Source organism: Paraburkholderia silviterrae, assembly GCF_004353915.1.
Taxonomy (GTDB): Bacteria; Pseudomonadota; Gammaproteobacteria; order Burkholderiales; family Burkholderiaceae; genus Paraburkholderia; species Paraburkholderia silviterrae.
Window position 1 is genome coordinate 137,859 of record NZ_SMRP01000003.1, and the last position, 15,548, is coordinate 153,406.

Here is a 15,548-nt window from a genome sequence, read left to right on the forward strand (position 1 = left end):
GGGCGACAATTCGCACATGTCGCCCCCAAAACTGGTCAGCCTAGCTTTCGTGCCAACTCTGCGGCGGATGGATGGTAGTACCGCTTCAACATCCCCAAGTTCCGGTGCCCAGAGACTGCGGCCAGTTCGATCAGGTTCGGCAGCTTTTTCGCCAATCGGGTGATCGCGGTGTGCCGTAGGTCGTGCCAGTGGAAGTCTCTGATGTCCGCACGTTTGCACGCCTTTCTGAAGGCTGCATGTAATGTGTTGCCCTTGACCGGAATAACGCGACCATCAATCGAACGGGGCAGGTCAGTCAAGGTACTGATTGCCCTTTGGGACAGTGGGACGGTTCGCGCAGCCCCATTCTTCGTGATCGGCAAATGCGCAGTTTGCGCTTCAAGGTTGACGTTTATCCATCGTAGCTCAAGCAGTTCGCCGCGTCGCATGGCCGTTTCCAAGCTGAGAATGGCCGCAGGAAGCAGCCATATACTTCGCCGTCCGGTCGGGGCCATGGCCGCAAGAAGGCGAGTTTCTTCGTCGGCGGACAATACACGATCTCTGCCTTGCGGCGCTTGTGGCTTGCGAACCAGCGTGACCGGGTTTGTGACGTTGATGTCCCACTCGCGACGCGCGTGATTGATGATTGCCGACAGATACGCTAGTTCTCGCGTCACCGTAGCTGGCTTGACTTTCTTCAGACGTTCGTCCCGATAAGCCGCAACTGCCTTGGGAGTCAATGCGGCCATGCTAAGTTTCGCGAGTTTGGTGCGACAGGTTGCCCGAAGTCGCACTATGTCGTCCGCTCCCCCGCGCTGCGTGGGGCAAACCTCATCGATGTAACGCTCGATGATGTCTTGCAGGGCGTTGGCTTCGGCTTCACTGCGGCTGACGAAGCTTCCCCGATCCATCTCTGTTTCGATGGATCGCGCCCATCGTTCTGCGTCTTGTCGGGAAGCAAAAGTCTTCGTTTCTATTGGGAAGCCGATACGCGAAACCCGTGCCTGCCACTTGTCGCCCCGGCGTCTGATTGATGCCATTTCCTGTCTCCACTTGGACAGAATTTGGACAAGATCGATTTTTCGCACCGCAAGCGAGTGGAGTTCCCGAAACGCGACAAGGGCGGGACTGTGATGCAGAATTCGTGAAGCGTCGAATTATGGCTTACGAAACAACGCCTTAACCCTGTGCCACCCAATCCCCCGACTTCCCGCCGTGCTTCTCCAGCACGCGCACATCGGTGATCGTCATGCCGCGGTCCACTGCCTTGCACATGTCGTAGACCGTCAAGAGGCCCACTTGCACGGCGGTCAGCGCTTCCATCTCCACGCCCGTGCGGCCCAGCGTTTCCACCTGCGCCGTGCAATGCACGCCCGGCAGTGTCTCGTCGAGCGCGAAGTCGACCTTCACGCGTGTGATCGCGAGCGGATGGCACAGCGGAATCAAATCGGAGGTGCGCTTGGCGCCTTGAATGGCGGCGATGCGCGCGACGCCGATGACGTCGCCTTTCTTCGCGTTGCCGTCGCGCACCAGCGCGAACGTGGCGGGCAGCATGCGGATCGTGCCGCTCGCTACGGCGATGCGTTTGGTCTCGGCCTTGCCGCCGACGTCGACCATGTGCGCGTCGCCTGCGGCGTCGAAATGCGTGAGTTCGGGCATGGTGAATTCTTTCGTGAGGGGGCTGCTTTGCAGGCCCGATGACATCGGATGGTCCGGCTCGCCAGAATGCTGGCTGCGGCGTCGCGCCTGGCGTTACCCAGTGAACAGCACAACCTCAGTGTAGCGAGGTTTCACAAAATCTCGAATGTCCTTGGGGCCGAGTTTGCAGCGTGTGCTGTCGCAAATGCCGCCGGGTTCTCGATCGACACGCCCGACTGTTCGCCGAGGCTCGGGCGTTCCGGCATGCCAGCGGCCTGACGACAGATATCGGTCTCTGACGTGCCGGTCAGGGCGTGTGGATTTTGCTATCGAGTTTGATGTTGCCCCAAGGTTCAGAAATTGTAAGCGGGGATCCGGCGTTTCGCGGCGATATATTACGGGAAATATTCAAGCACACCCTCGCGCCACGGAAGTGTTCGGTCAATCTACGAGCATGGCAATGTGAGGCGCTGATGGGGTCGCCGCTGTATTCCGAAAGCCGCAAGAAGCCTTATTTTTGGGTAGTTCAAGTGACGTCCGACGATCCGCACAAGCTCAACGAAGCCATCGGCCTTTATGCGAGTGCAGCGGCGCTGTACGGCGCGAGTCGCTGCGAAGCGGCGCTCGCGCTGATAGAGCCATTGCTGACTGGCCCACGGCCGGATGCGCGAATACTGAATCTGGCCGCCGCGTGCTGTTTCTCGATGAGACGCCTGCACGACGCTGAAGCGCATTGGCGGCGCGCGATCGAGGTCGACCCTGGCAGCTGTGATGCGCACAACAACCTCGGTGCTCTACTACAAGAGGTCGGCCGCTTGACTGAGGCCGAGGCTTGCTACCGTCGGGCGCTATCGATCGCGCCGGATCGCGCGGGCATCCATGCAAACCTGGCCCGCGTGCAGGCGCTGCTTGGCCGTCCGGTGAAGAATGGGGCGGCGATGTCTGAAGGCCATGACGACGCTTTTGCGCAACGTCGTGCCTTAGGCCGGGAACCGACAGACGAGGCGCGCATTGAAGCCGCCGTCGCGTTTTACAAGGGCGGCCACTATGCGGAAGGCCTCGCAATATTGCAGCCGATGATCGCGTCGGGGCATCCGTCGGCGCAGACGTTGAATCTCGCTGGCGGCCTCTCGTTTGCCTGTGGCCATTGGTCGGACGCGGAGGTTTTTTTTCGCCGTGCCGTTGCAATGGATCGCGGGCATTGCAACGCCCATAACAATCTCGGTGTCGTGCTGGAAAAACTCGGGCACTGGGAGGAGGCCGAGCGCGCGTATCGCGACGCGCTGGCAATCGAGCCGCGTCACGCCGGTGCTCAATTCGCTCTCGCGTGCCTGTTCAAAGTGCAGGCGCGCTGGGCCGAGGCGGAGCAGGCTTGCCGCGCGCTGCTCGAGCTCCGGCCGGACGACGCACAAGCGCACAACGTCCTGGGCGCCGCGTTGCAAGCGCTCGGCCGCATGGATGAGGCGAGCGCGCATTGGCGCGAGGCGCTGGCTATCCGGCCGGATTTTGCCGAAGCGAGTTTTAATCTTGGCATCGCGATGCAAACCCGCATGCGGGATAGCGAAGCGGAGCAGCTTTATCGCCATTGCCTGAAACACGCCCCCGGCGATCTGGAGGCCCAATTCAATCTAGCGCACGTCTTGCTCAGGACGGGGCAATTCGCCGAAGGCTGGGCGTTGTACGAAAGACGCCTCGAACGTGCGGCCGTTGTGCTGCCGTTCGCACAGTGGAGAGGCGAGCCGTTGGCCGGCAAGTCCATCAGCGTGTGGGCCGAACAGGGTTACGGCGACAGCCTCCAGTTTTGCCGCTATTTGCCGATGCTCAAGCGCCTTGGCGCGGCGAAGGTCACGGTCGTGGTCCAGCCGGGATTGCGCAGGCTGTTCGAGCGGATTGACGGGGTCGATGCCTGTATCGAGATGAGCGGGCAGGCGGTTGCCCACCACGACTATGGCTGCGCAATGTTGAGCTTGCCTCATTGGATGGGTACGACGCTCGAGACCATCCCCGCGTCGATGCCGTATCTCGACGTACCGCGAGCATGCCGGACGCAGTGGCGGGGGCGCTTGCCGCATGGGCGGAAAATCGGGCTCGTGTGGGCCGGCGATCCGCGCGCCCATGACCTGTTGTTGAACAGAGTCGATCGACGCCGCTCGCTAGCCGCATCCGCCTTTTTGCCATTGCTGCGCGTGCCGGGCGTGACGTTCGTCAGTCTCCAAAAAGGCGAGACGACGCAACCCCAGATCGAAACACTGCCGGCGGCGCTGCGTCCGTTCGATCCGATGCACGACGTGCGTGATTTTGCCGATACGGCGGCCATTGTCGAGCAACTTGACCTGGTGATTACCGTCGATACCTCCGTCGCCCATCTCGCGGGTGCGCTCGACAAGCCCGTGTGGCTCCTCTCGCGCTATAACGGCTGCTGGCGCTGGATGCTCGATCGCGACGACACGCCCTGGTATCCGCGCACCCGGCTGTTTCGCCAGGCGCAGCCGGAGGATTGGGCCGAGGTGGTCGAGCGTGTGAGACTCGCGCTCGAAGCATGGCTGGCGTCCGAACGCGAGCCGAGTGGGCCGACCCCGTCGTTCGACTTGGGCAACCGCTAGCCAATGCGCAAGACCGTGGCGAAAGAGCGGGTGCATTCGTCCAGATAGCGCAGCGTTCGCGGGTTGCCGCGCCGGCTTACAATCAGCCTGTCGGCGCAGGCGGCATACGATGTGTTCAGGTCGCCGGGCCGGCGTCCTGCATTCCTCGATCCTGTCATCGATGCATCTGAAACGGCTGCTTGCTGCCTCGCTATGCGCAACGCTCGCCATTCCTCCGCAAGCGTACGCGCAGGCGCCGGGCGTCGCTACGCCCGCACCCAATGCGTCCGCGCTCGTGAGCGGCCCGCTCGACGACGTGGCCGCCCCCGTCATTCCCCCTTCGATCGCACAGGGCGTATTCGGCACTTATGGCGGCGCGCAGAGCCGCTTCGGCGCGTCCGGAACGGGGCAATCCGCAAATCCGTCAGGCACTGCCGGCACCTCCGGCAACGCCAGCTCACGCTCGCCGGCCTGGGTCCCGCAACTGCCCGATCTCGGTGACGGCTCAGGCGGCGCGCTCACGCCGCAGGCCGAGCGTCGCATCGGCGAGCGCGTGATGCGCGAGATCCGGCGCGACCCCGACTACATCGGCGACTGGCTCGTGCGCGACTATCTCGATTCGGTTGCGGCGCGACTCGCGGCATCGGCATCGGCGCAGTTCATCGGCGGGTATCGGCCGGACTTCGACTTGTTCGCCATGCGCGATGGCCAGATCAACGCGTTCTCGCTGCCGGGCGGCTTTATCGGCGTGAACACGGGGCTGATCGTGGCCACGCAGACCGAGTCGGAGCTTGCCTCCGTGCTCGGCCACGAGATGGGCCATGTTTTGCAGCGGCATATCGCGCGCATGCTCTCGCAAAACGAGCGCAGCGGCTATGCCGCGCTCGCGGGCATGCTGTTCGGCATTCTCGCGGGCGTGCTGGCGAGAAGCGGCGACCTCGGCAGTGCGATCGCCATCGGCAGCCAGGCCTATGCCGTGGACAGCCAGTTGCGCTTCTCGCGCGCCGCCGAGCACGAGGCGGACCGCGTCGGCTTCAAGTTGCTGGCCGGCGCCGGCTACGATCCGTGGGGCATGGTGGCGTTCTTCGAGCGGCTCGACCGTGCGTCGATGAGCGACGCCGGCGTGCCGGCCTATGCGCGCACCCACCCGCTCACCGTCTCGCGCATCGCCGACATGCAGGATCGCGCCCGCCGTGCGGCTTATCGGCAGCCGCGCCAGTCGCCCGAATATGGTTTCGTGCGCGCCCGTGTGCGCGTGCTGCAGGACCGCTCGCGCGGCGACTACCTCGACGAGATTTCACGCCTGCGCGCCGAGATTGACGATCGCGTCGCGCTCAACGTGGCGGCGAACTGGTACGGCATCGCCTTTGCGCAACTACAGGTCGAGCGCAACGACGATGCAGCGGCGTCGCTGGCCAATGCGCGCGCGGCATTCGCCCGGTTCGAGGCGGGGGATGGCGGCAAGACGCGTGGTTCGCCGCGTAGTTCTTCGACTAGTTCGCCGGCTGGTTTGCCGAGCGGTTCCCCGACTAGTTCGCCGAGCCTCGACGTGCTGGCCGCCGAGATCGCGCGGCGCGCGGGCCGCACCGACGAAGCCGTGCGGCTCGCGCAGGCCGCGCATGCGGCGTGGCCCGCGTCGCACGCGGCCACCGACGCTCTGTTGCAGGCGCTGATCGCCGCGCGCCGCTTCAAGGAGGCGCAGACGCTCGCGCGCAGCGAGACCGAGTCCGAGCCGGGTCAGGGGGCGTGGTGGCAGTATCTCGCGCAGTCGAGCGCGGGTCTGGGCGATCTGCTCACACAGCGGCGCGCGCTTGCCGAGAAGTTCGCGCTCGACGGGGCGTGGCCGTCGGCGATCCGGCAGCTCAAGGAGGCGCGCGACATGAAGTCGGTGGGGTTCTACGATTTGTCGACGATCGACGCGCGCCTGCACGAATTCGAGGCGCGCTACAAGGAAGAGCGCGCGGAGGACAAGGACAGCGGATGAGCGGTACGGGCCGATTGGCGCATAGCACTTGCCGCCTCAGCTCATCGCGTCTGAGCGTCGATAGGTGACGGCGCTTTCAGGCGATCGCCTCAGCCGATCGCCGCGCCCGCATGACCCGGGCCACTCGGCGCAGCGCCAGGCCGTGCCTCAACGCAGCGCTCAGCGCGCAGCCTTTTCCGCTTGCTCCGGACTTAGCACGAACGCGAAGCGCGCCGGCACGTCTTCGCGTGCGATGGGTTGCAATGGCAGCGCGCTCCCGGCGCGCCAGTGAAACACGCCGCTCTCGCCGTCATCCGCGAGCGTCGCGTGGTCCGTGAAGCCGTCGAGATCGTGATCGTGCAGCAGTGCCACACTCGCATGCGCGGGAGCGGCGACTTCGGCGACTTCGGCGGCATCGGCCACATCGGCGCTTCCGCCTGCCGTACCCGGCAAAGTGCGCTCGAACAGCACGCTGCCGCGCTCGTCCACGTACACGGCGGCCGGCTCGAATGGCTGTCCCGTTTGATCGGTGAGCGTCAGCGCGCCGCCGTTCGCGCGCGCGAGGCGCACGACCCACGGCGTGTATTCGAGCTCGACATAGACACGTTGCGGCCCGTTCTGGAAGAACCACTGGCCGTTTGCGTCGCGCTCGTAATTGCGGTTGATGAAGCCGATCAGCGCTTCGTGCCGGATCGGCGTGCCGGGCGCACCTTGAGCCTGGTCGGCTTCGTCGCGCAGGCGCCAGTGGCCGCGCGCATCGAGCAGCAGCCAGCCGGTGCAATGAGGAACGTTGGGCCAGCGCGCGAGCGCCTGCTTGACGATGTCATCCATGAGTCGTGGGGAGGTGAGGCGAAAGATAGCGGGTGACGCGCTGCGCGAGCCAGTCGCTGCGGCCCGGAAACGGTCCCGTCATGAAGCCGACGTGGCCGCCGCCTTCGGGCTGATCGAGCTCGACTGCGGCGCTCACTTCGTGGCGCGCGGGCAGCACGTCGCCGGGCAGGAACGGGTCGTTGCGCGCATTGATGAGCAGCGTGGGCACGACGATCTCGCCGAGCTTCGGGCGGACCGTCGCCCGGGTGTAGTAGTCGTGCGCGCTCTGAAAGCCATGCAGCGGCGCGGTCACGACGTCGTCGAATTCGTACATGTTGCGGGTCGCCAGCACGGCTTGCGCGTCGAACAGGCCCGGATACTGCTCGAGCTTTTGCAGCGCCTTCACTTTCAGCGTCTTCAGGAAGCTGCGCGTGTAGATCATGCCGAAGCCGCTTGCGAGCATCTTGCCGCCCGCGTGCACGTCGAGCGGCGCGGAGATCGCGGCCGCGGCGGCAATGATCCGCGCGTCCTCGCGCTGTTGCGCGAGCCAGTGCAGCAGCACGTTGCCGCCGAGCGAAACGCCTGCCGCCACGAGCGGGCCCGCGTGACGCGCGGCGAGGCGGCGCAGAACCCAGTCGACTTCGGCGGCGTCGGCGAGATGGTAGAAGCGCGGCAGGAGGTTCATCGGCCCGCTGCAGCTGCGAAAGTGAGGGATCACCGCGTGCCAGCCGCGCGCATGCGCGGCCGCCGCGAGCGCGCGGGCGTAGTGCGAGCCGGAGCTGCCTTCGAGGCCATGGAACAGCACGAAGAGTGGGGCATCGGGCGGGGCGCCCGCCGTCGCTCTTGCATTGGCGCCCGCAGTGGCGCCGCGAGGCGCGTCGACCCAGTCGAGCTCGATGAAGTCGCCGTCGGGCGTGCCCCAGCGTTCGCGCCGATAGGCGGGCAGGGGCAGGTGCGAGAACAGCGCGGGAACGATGGTCTGGATGTGCGCGCCTGGCAGCCAGAAGGGCGCGCGATAGGTCGAGCCGGCCTGGGCGTAGCTGCCCGCACCGTTCAGGACAGACGAAGCGGTGCGTCTTGCCGCTTCGTCGCTTCTTGGGCTCATCGCCGCTTCGTCGCCAGTCGTGCTCATGGCCATCCCCTGTCGATCAGAGCAGGCGTTTCATTGTTGGCTGGCGTGAGTGCCTTGGCACTTGCTCCAGCCCCATGCAGCGCTCTGACTCTGGTCCTGTGCAACTTGTTGCTTGTTACTGCGCTTTCACTTTCTACGACTGCTGTCCTGCTTCGTGGCGCGCCGCCACGCTTCTATCAGTGCAGCGCGCCCTGACCGTGGCGCAGCTTCGCGGAGAACTGGCTGGCTGCGTCGTCGGGCATGCGGCTCGCGTGAATGTGCGCGATGCGCCACTCGCCGCGCTCGTGCACCATCACATAGGTTGTGAAGACCATCGCCGGAATCGCGTTCGGATCCACGGGGCGATGCGCCTCCACGATTGCATAGACCACCGTGCCAAGGCTGTCGTAGACGCGGATGTCGAGCGGCTCGATCGACACGGGCGCCGCTTCGAACTCCGCGGCGAGGCCGGCGCGAATGTCGGACAGGCCGTGCAGATGCGCGCCTTCGGCGCTGATGCAGCTCACGAACTCCTCGTCGATCCACAGACCCATCAACGCGTCGATATTGACCTCCGCGATGGCCTGATAGTACGCGTTGAGAGTGTCCGCGGCGGCTTCGAAGATGTGGGCAAAACGTGGCATGGCTCGTTGATCTGATGCGCTACTTGCGCGGGTTGGCGTTTGCTTCGGCGATGGCTTCAGTTGCGATGCGCGAGACATGCGCTACGGCTGGCAGCCGCGAGCATGCCGCGATCGCGAGACAGGCCTGTGACGCCCCGTTTCGTTGCGCGTTACCTGAATTGGGCGCGCGCTCGAGGCACCGCGTCGGTGGCGTGCCGCACATCCGCAGTGCGAAGCGCGTGAGGCGTGCCGGGTGCCAGGTGTTGTCAGCCAGCCAGCAGGCGGGCTGAAGGCAAAAACCGGGCAGGGCACGCGCGGCACGCCTCCCGCGCCGGGCTCGGCGCGGTTAGCGCTGGGCGACCAGCATACCGCGCAAATCGTCGAAGACCTGTTCCGGGCTCAGTTCGCGCAGGCAGTTCAGATGCCCGAGCGGACACTCGCGCGCAAAGCATGGGCTGCAGTCGAGATGGAGCCATTGTACCTTTGCAAGCTCGGACAAGGGCGGCGTGTGGCGCGGATCCGTCGATCCGTAGAGCGCGACCAGCGGCCGGCGCAGCGCCGCGGCCACGTGCATGAGGCCCGAATCGTTGGTGACCACGGCGCTCGCGCGCGCGATGAGCGCGCAGGCTTCGCCGAGCGCGGTCTGGCCGCACAGGTTGCGCACGTTCGGGGCCTTGTCGGCGATGGCCTGGGCGAGCGGCGCGTCCTTGGGCGAGCCGAGCGCGACGATCTGCGTATACGGGAACGACTGTCCGACCATGCGCGCGAGCGCCGCGAAGTGCTCGGGCGGCCAGCGCTTGGCGGGACCGTATTCGGCACCCGGGCAGAACACCAGCAACGGCACGCGCGTGTCGAGATTGAAGCGCGCCGAGACGCGCGAGGCCTCGTTCGGATCCGCCTCGAGGCGCGGCATCGGCAGGTCGTCGGGCACGGTGGCGCCGGGCGCGTAGGCCAGCGCGGCGTAGTGGCTGACCATGGGCGCTCGCTCGTCCTTGGGCGGATTCGTGTGGCGCACGTTCAGCAAGCCATAGCGGCTCTCGCCCGTGTAGCCGATGCGCAGCGGAATGTTCGCGAGCCACGGGATCAGCGCGGACTTGAGCGAATTCGGCAGCACATAGACCGCGTCGTAGCGCTCGGCGCGCAGGTCGCCGGCCAGTTGCCAGCGGCGCAGCAGCTGCAGCTTGCCGTGGGCGAGGTCGGTGGCGTAGACGTCGCGTATCTCGGGCATGCGCTCGAGCACGGGCGCGACCCAGGTGGGCGCAAGCGCATCGATATCGATACGCGGATGCAGTTTTACGAGCCGCGAAAGGAGCGGCTGCGCCATCAGTGCGTCACCGATCCAGTTCGGTGCAATTACCAGCGCGCGGCGCATCGGGAGTCAGGGTCCGGAAAAAGGGCAAGGATTTCGTGCGCGCTCTGGCTACTTCGGGCCAGTGCGTGCGGGCGAAACGCGGTTAGGGGAGACAGGAACGCGGCCAGGGCGTGCGCTGCGACACAACGCGAGGCATCCAGAACATCGCCGGCGTGCACGCGCCCCGGCCGAAGCCGGTGCTGGCCCGCAGGCGCGCCTCGAGTAGCCGAAGTGGCCGGCTTAATGGCCGGCTTAGTGGCCGTGCACGACCTCGCCGTCACGCAGCTTGTAGCGGGTGCTGCAGTACGGGCACTTCGCTTCGCCGTGCGTCACGTCGATAAAGACACGCGGATGATTGCTCCAGCGCGGCATCGACGGATTCGGGCAATACGCGGGCAGGTCCTTGGCCTTCAACTCGACCAGCGGCATTTCCTTGAGTTCGCTCATGAGGATGATTCTCTGTGTATCAATGGGGCGCAGGCGGCGGGCCGTCAGACCAGCGCGCGCCAGTGCGCGCATTTCTCGTTGTCTGTCGCGCCATGCCAGGCTGCACGCGTCACTGACGCGCGCGCAAGGCAAAGAGAATCATTTTAACGTCATTTCAGGACCCTACGGGCGCTCGCGGGCGCGTGCGGCGGGGTTTCGGGACGCGCTCCTGGCGTTGGGGCAGATTGCTCCGCCATCGGGGCCGGATGCGGGTGCCGCAACTGTAAGGTCGCGTAAGGTCGGCGCGGCGTTCGCGCAAATACGCGAGATTCGCTGAGCACGCCTCAGATCATCCTGGCTATCGGCTAAAATACCGATCTCGCAATTCGATGCTGGCCTCGCGCCCGGCGCCGAGCAGCGACCCGCAGCGGCGCCAGCAGGGTGAGGAAAGGGCAGCCGCGCGGATCCCGCGCCGCGCCCACCGCGCCTTCGCCGCCCGCGCCCTCGTTGCGCGCATCGCGTTGCCACCGCCTTCCCACCATCAAGATGACATGTCCATGAACAAGGTTCTGCGTCTCTCCGATCTGATCTCCGAAGGCAAGCTCAAGGGCAAGCGGGTGTTCATCCGCGCCGACCTGAACGTGCCGCAGGACGACCAGGGCAACATCACCGAAGACACTCGCGTGCGCGCCTCCGTGCCGGCCATCAAGGCGGCGCTCGACGCCGGCGCGGCCGTCATGGTCACCTCGCACCTGGGCCGCCCGACCGAAGGCGAATTCAAGCCGGAAGACTCGCTCGTACCCGTCGCAAGGCGCCTTTCCGAGCTGCTGGGCCGCGACGTGCCGCTCGTCGCCAACTGGGTCGAAAACGGCGTGAACGTCGAGCCGGGCAACGTGGTCCTGCTCGAAAACTGCCGCGTCAACAAGGGCGAGAAGAAGAATTCGGACGAGCTTGCGCAGAAAATGGCGAAGCTCTGCGACATCTACGTCAACGATGCTTTCGGCACGGCGCACCGCGCCGAAGCCACCACCTACGGCCTCGCGAAGTACGCGGGCATCGCCTGCGCGGGCCCGCTGCTGGCGGCCGAGCTCGACGCGCTCGGCAAGGCGCTCGGCGCGCCCAAGCGCCCGCTCGTGGCGATCGTCGCGGGCTCGAAGGTCTCGACCAAGCTCACCATCCTCAAGTCGCTGGCCGAGAAGGTCGACCAGCTGATCGTCGGCGGCGGCATCGCCAACACGTTCATGCTGGCCGCGGGCCTGAAGATCGGCAAGTCGCTCGCCGAAGCCGATCTCGTCGAAGAGGCGAAGGCCATCATCGAAGCGGCACGCGCGCGCGGCGCCTCGGTGCCGATCCCGACCGACGTCGTGACCGCCAAGGAATTCTCGCCGACGGCCAAGGCCGAGACGAAGAATGTGGCCGATGTGGCCGACGACGACATGATTCTCGACATCGGCCCGGTCACGGCCAACGCCTTGGCGGCGCAGCTCGCGCAAGCGGGCACGATCGTGTGGAACGGCCCGGTCGGTGTGTTCGAGTTCGACCAGTTCGGCAACGGCACGAAGACGCTCGCGAGCGCGATCGCCAATTCGGGCGCGTTCTCGATCGCCGGCGGCGGCGACACGCTCGCAGCTATCGCGAAGTACAACATTGCCGACAAGGTCAGCTACATCTCGACTGGCGGCGGCGCGTTCCTCGAATTCCTCGAGGGCAAGAAGCTGCCGGCAGTCGAAGTGCTCGAAGCCCGGGCGGCTGGTTAAGTGGCGCCGCGCGCCCCGGCCGGTAAAGCGGCAAAGGTAGCCAAGGTGGCAAAGGCCGCTACCGTCAGGCCTGCTCGCGCCAGCGCGGCCGGGGCCGCAAAAGACGTAAGTGACGTAAAAGACGCAAACGAGCAGGGGCGCGCAGCGCCCCTCGCAGATGCCGCACGGGCGAACGCGACGCCCGCCGCGGCTCCGGACACAAGCATCGGAAACGCCGCGCCAGTCTCGCCGACTGACGCCGCGCCCTCGAAGAAAGCGACGCCGGGTATGACCGGTGCGCGTTCCGGCCACGCCGTATCGGCGCCTGAGCCGGCCAGCACATCTCGCAGCAATGGTTTTTCCAGCGATCCTTTCCAGACGAGGAGACTCATGCATCGCGCCACCAAGATTGTTGCCACCATCGGTCCGGCTTCCAGCACGCCGGACATCCTGCTGAAAATGATCCGTGCGGGATTGGACGTGGTGCGCCTCAACTTCTCGCACGGCACCGCCGATGACCACCGTCAGCGCGCCGAAATGGTGCGGGACTGTGCCCGCCAGGCTGGCCGCGAAGTTGCCATCATGGCCGACCTGCAAGGCCCGAAGATCCGCGTAGGCAAGTTCGAGAACGGCAAGACGATGCTCGAGCCGGGCAAGCCCTTCATCCTCGACGCTGAGTGCGAGCTCGGCAACGACGAGCGTGTCGGCCTCGACTACAAGGACCTGCCGCGCGACCTGAAGCCCGCCGACGTGCTGCTGCTCAACGACGGCCTGCTCGTGCTCGACGTCGTGCGCGTGATCGGCAGTGAGATTCACACGACGGTGCGTGTGGGCGGCGAGCTCTCGAACAACAAGGGCATCAACCGCCAGGGCGGCGGCCTCACGGCGCCTGCGCTCACGGCCAAGGACATGGAAGACATCCGCACGGCGATGTCGCTGAGCGTGGATTTCGTCGCCGTGTCGTTCCCCAAGAACGCCACCGACATGGAAATGGCGCGCCAGCTCGCGAACATCGCGGGCGCGCCCTACGGCGTCAAGCCGAAGATGATCGCGAAGATCGAGCGCGCCGAGGCCATTCCGGCGCTGCAGGAGATTCTCGATTCGTCGGACGGCATCATGGTCGCGCGTGGCGACCTGGCCGTGGAAGTGGGCAACGCGGCGGTGCCGGCGCTGCAAAAGCGCATGATCCGCATGGCGCGCGAGTCGAACAAGCTCGTGATCACGGCCACGCAAATGATGGAGTCGATGATCCACGCGCCGGTGCCCACGCGCGCCGAAGTCTCCGACGTCGCCAACGCGGTGCTCGACGGCACCGACGCCGTGATGCTCTCGGCCGAATCGGCGGCGGGCAAGTATCCGGTGCAGACCATCGAGGCCATGGCCGCGATCTGCGTGGAAGCGGAGAAGTCGGAGCAGTCCGAGCTCGACAAGGATTTCCTCGACCGCACCTTCACGCGCATCGACCAGTCGATCGCGATGGGCGCGCTCTTCACGGCCTACCACCTGGGCGCGAAGGCGATCGTGGCGCTCACGGAGTCGGGCTCGACCGCGCTGTGGATGTCGCGTCACTGGACCCACGTGCCGATCTTCGCGCTCACGCCGCGCGTGGGCAGCGAGCGCGCCATGTCGCTGTATCGCAATGTCACGCCGCTGCATCTGGACACCAGCAACGACCGCGACACGGCGCTTCAGCAGGCGATCGAAGCCGTGGTGAGCAAGGGCTACGCCGCGCGCGGCGACATGGTCGTGTTGACCGTGGGCGAGCCGATGGGCCAGCCGGGCGGCACCAACACGCTGAAGATCGTACGGGTTGGCGACGTCTTCTAAGTTCGCGGAGTTTTTTTCGCTTTATTTTTGAGACTCGCGGAATCGTGGGGTTGGCGCCTGGTGGTGCCTAAAGGCGTGAATGACCGCCGGCATCGATTGGTATCATATTGGTATCCGATCGGTGCCGGATAGGTGCCAGTTAGGCCTCTTTTCGATGCAATTGCGGCCCGCGCAGGCTAGAGGCAGCGCGCGGGCTGTCAACCCTTTTTGCATCTTCTCGCCGAATTGACGTCCTGATACGCTAATTTCATGCCAGTTCATTTTTTTGGCGGCGGGAACGCAGCGGCTTCGCGATAAAATCACGAAATTGAGCCTGCGCTTGGTACGCGGGCGGTGGCCGCCAGGCCACCCTCGACCGGTCGCGCAAGACGGCCGGCGGCACGCAGCAATTCGTTTCAAATCATAGGAGTAGCAACAATGCCTCTCGTTTCAATGCGTCAACTGCTCGACCACGCGGCTGAACACGGCTACGGTCTGCCGGCGTTCAACGTGAACAACCTCGAACAGGTTCAGGCGATCATGGAAGCGGCCAACCAGGTCGGCTCGCCGGTGATCATGCAAGCCTCGGCCGGCGCGCGCAAATACGCGGGCGAGCCGTTCCTGCGTCACCTGATCGAAGCGGCGGTCGAGTCGTATCCGCATATTCCGGTCGTGATGCACCAGGACCACGGCCAGTCGCCGGCAGTCTGCATGGCCGCGATCCGCAGCGGTTTCACCAGCGTGATGATGGACGGCTCGCTCGAAGCCGACGGCAAGACGGTCGCTTCGTACGAGTACAACGTCGACGTTTCGCGCAAGGTTGTGGAAATGGCGCACTCGATCGGCGTGACGGTCGAAGCGGAACTGGGCGTGCTCGGCTCGCTGGAAACGATGAAGGGCGACAAGGAAGACGGTCACGGCGCCGAAGGCACCATGACGCGCGAGCAGCTCCTGACCGATCCGGAGCAGGCCGCCGACTTCGTGAAGCTCACGCAGTGCGACGCGCTGGCGATCGCGATCGGCACCTCGCACGGCGCCTACAAGTTCTCCAAGAAGCCCACGGGCGACATCCTGTCGATCCAGCGCATCAAGGAAATCCACGCGCGCATTCCGAACACGCACCTCGTGATGCACGGCTCGTCGTCGGTGCCGCAAGAGCTGCTCGCGGAAATCCGCGAATTCGGCGGCGACATGAAGGAAACGTACGGCGTGCCGGTCGAGGAGATCCAGGAAGGCATCCGCCACGGCGTGCGCAAGATCAACATCGACACGGACCTGCGTCTGGCGATCACGGGCGCGATCCGTCGCTACATGTACGAGAACCCGTCGAAGTTCGACCCGCGCGACTACCTGAAGCCGGCTCGCGAAGCCGCGAAGAAGGTCTGCGTGGACCGCTTCCTCGCGTTCGGCTGCGAAGGCCAGGCAGGCAAGATCAAGCCGGTCTCGCTCGACAAGATCGCTGAGAAGTACAAGTCGGGCGAACTCGCACAGATCGTCCGCTAAAGCGGGCCTTTGTGCCAGGC

The 15,548-nt window shown here is 65.5% G+C and carries 12 protein-coding genes; 5 read left to right on the forward strand and 7 right to left on the reverse strand.

The window, feature by feature from the left end; genetic code table 11:
* Positions 1-35: 35 nt before the first annotated feature.
* Together EYW47_RS08065 and moaC are read right to left on the reverse strand one after the other, a co-directional pair.
* A complete protein-coding gene (locus EYW47_RS08065) occupies positions 36-1,019 on the reverse strand; it encodes a tyrosine-type recombinase/integrase (protein ID WP_133194355.1) in 984 nt (327 codons plus the stop codon).
* 139 nt (positions 1,020-1,158) lie between these two features.
* A complete protein-coding gene (moaC, locus tag EYW47_RS08070; protein WP_133194356.1) occupies positions 1,159-1,638 on the reverse strand; it encodes a cyclic pyranopterin monophosphate synthase MoaC in 480 nt (159 codons plus the stop codon).
* Between the two features lie 317 nt (positions 1,639-1,955).
* Between moaC and EYW47_RS08080 the strand changes: the two genes are divergently transcribed.
* Both EYW47_RS08080 and EYW47_RS08085 read left to right on the forward strand, forming a co-directional pair.
* A complete protein-coding gene (locus EYW47_RS08080) occupies positions 1,956-4,220 on the forward strand; it encodes a tetratricopeptide repeat protein (RefSeq protein ID WP_240763602.1) in 2,265 nt (754 codons plus the stop codon).
* A 160-nt stretch (positions 4,221-4,380) separates the two neighbouring features.
* Positions 4,381-6,183: a M48 family metalloprotease gene (locus tag EYW47_RS08085; RefSeq protein WP_133194357.1), complete on the forward strand. Its 1,803-nt coding sequence runs from the start codon at positions 4,381-4,383 to the stop codon at positions 6,181-6,183.
* Between the two features lie 159 nt (positions 6,184-6,342).
* On the opposite strand, the gene EYW47_RS08090 is transcribed toward EYW47_RS08085, so the two are convergent.
* The 5 genes from EYW47_RS08090 to EYW47_RS08110 all read right to left on the reverse strand — a co-directional run bounded on the left by EYW47_RS08090 (position 6,343) and on the right by EYW47_RS08110 (position 10,504).
* Positions 6,343-6,993 carry a DUF2946 family protein gene (locus EYW47_RS08090; RefSeq protein ID WP_133194358.1) on the reverse strand — a complete coding sequence of 217 codons (651 nt, stop codon included), beginning with the start codon at positions 6,991-6,993 and terminating at the stop codon, positions 6,343-6,345.
* Positions 6,986-8,104, reverse strand: a complete 1,119-nt coding sequence (locus EYW47_RS08095) for a YheT family hydrolase (RefSeq protein WP_240763603.1) — start codon at positions 8,102-8,104, stop codon at positions 6,986-6,988. The genes EYW47_RS08090 and EYW47_RS08095 overlap by 8 nt, the downstream gene beginning before the upstream one ends.
* Positions 8,105-8,280: 176 nt before the next feature.
* A complete protein-coding gene (locus EYW47_RS08100; RefSeq protein WP_028217835.1) occupies positions 8,281-8,727 on the reverse strand; it encodes a nuclear transport factor 2 family protein in 447 nt (148 codons plus the stop codon).
* A 325-nt stretch (positions 8,728-9,052) separates the two neighbouring features.
* Positions 9,053-10,078, reverse strand: a complete 1,026-nt coding sequence (gene waaF / locus EYW47_RS08105) for a lipopolysaccharide heptosyltransferase II (protein WP_133194359.1) — start codon at positions 10,076-10,078, stop codon at positions 9,053-9,055.
* A gap of 231 nt (positions 10,079-10,309) precedes the next feature.
* Positions 10,310-10,504: a zinc-finger domain-containing protein gene (locus EYW47_RS08110; RefSeq protein ID WP_028217833.1), complete on the reverse strand. Its 195-nt coding sequence runs from the start codon at positions 10,502-10,504 to the stop codon at positions 10,310-10,312.
* Between the two features lie 536 nt (positions 10,505-11,040).
* On the opposite strand from EYW47_RS08110, the gene EYW47_RS08115 reads away from it, so the two are divergent.
* The 3 genes from EYW47_RS08115 (at position 11,041) to fba (ending at position 15,528) form a co-directional block, all read left to right on the forward strand.
* Positions 11,041-12,240 (forward strand): phosphoglycerate kinase, encoded by a 1,200-nt coding sequence (locus EYW47_RS08115; protein WP_133194360.1) that lies wholly within the window; start codon positions 11,041-11,043, stop codon positions 12,238-12,240.
* A gap of 369 nt (positions 12,241-12,609) precedes the next feature.
* Positions 12,610-14,046 (forward strand): pyruvate kinase, encoded by a 1,437-nt coding sequence (pyk, locus tag EYW47_RS08120; protein WP_133194361.1) that lies wholly within the window; start codon positions 12,610-12,612, stop codon positions 14,044-14,046.
* A gap of 417 nt (positions 14,047-14,463) precedes the next feature.
* The gene (gene fba, locus EYW47_RS08125; protein ID WP_133194362.1) at positions 14,464-15,528 is read left to right on the forward strand and encodes a class II fructose-bisphosphate aldolase; all 1,065 of its coding nucleotides are present in this window, start codon (positions 14,464-14,466) and stop codon (positions 15,526-15,528) included.
* Positions 15,529-15,548: the final 20 nt, after the last annotated feature.

Coding starts and splice junctions, on each gene's coding strand:
- EYW47_RS08065 (WP_133194355.1), bottom strand. CDS start 1,019: ATGGCATCAATCAGACGCCGGGGCGACAAGTGGCAGGCACGGGTTTCG.
- moaC (WP_133194356.1), bottom strand. CDS start 1,638: ATGCCCGAACTCACGCATTTCGACGCCGCAGGCGACGCGCACATGGTC.
- EYW47_RS08080 (WP_240763602.1), top strand. CDS start 1,956: ATGTTGCCCCAAGGTTCAGAAATTGTAAGCGGGGATCCGGCGTTTCGC.
- EYW47_RS08085 (WP_133194357.1), top strand. CDS start 4,381: ATGCATCTGAAACGGCTGCTTGCTGCCTCGCTATGCGCAACGCTCGCC.
- EYW47_RS08090 (WP_133194358.1), bottom strand. CDS start 6,993: ATGGATGACATCGTCAAGCAGGCGCTCGCGCGCTGGCCCAACGTTCCT.
- EYW47_RS08095 (WP_240763603.1), bottom strand. CDS start 8,104: ATGAGCACGACTGGCGACGAAGCGGCGATGAGCCCAAGAAGCGACGAA.
- EYW47_RS08100 (WP_028217835.1), bottom strand. CDS start 8,727: ATGCCACGTTTTGCCCACATCTTCGAAGCCGCCGCGGACACTCTCAAC.
- waaF (WP_133194359.1), bottom strand. CDS start 10,078: ATGCGCCGCGCGCTGGTAATTGCACCGAACTGGATCGGTGACGCACTG.
- EYW47_RS08110 (WP_028217833.1), bottom strand. CDS start 10,504: ATGAGCGAACTCAAGGAAATGCCGCTGGTCGAGTTGAAGGCCAAGGAC.
- EYW47_RS08115 (WP_133194360.1), top strand. CDS start 11,041: ATGAACAAGGTTCTGCGTCTCTCCGATCTGATCTCCGAAGGCAAGCTC.
- pyk (WP_133194361.1), top strand. CDS start 12,610: ATGCATCGCGCCACCAAGATTGTTGCCACCATCGGTCCGGCTTCCAGC.
- fba (WP_133194362.1), top strand. CDS start 14,464: ATGCCTCTCGTTTCAATGCGTCAACTGCTCGACCACGCGGCTGAACAC.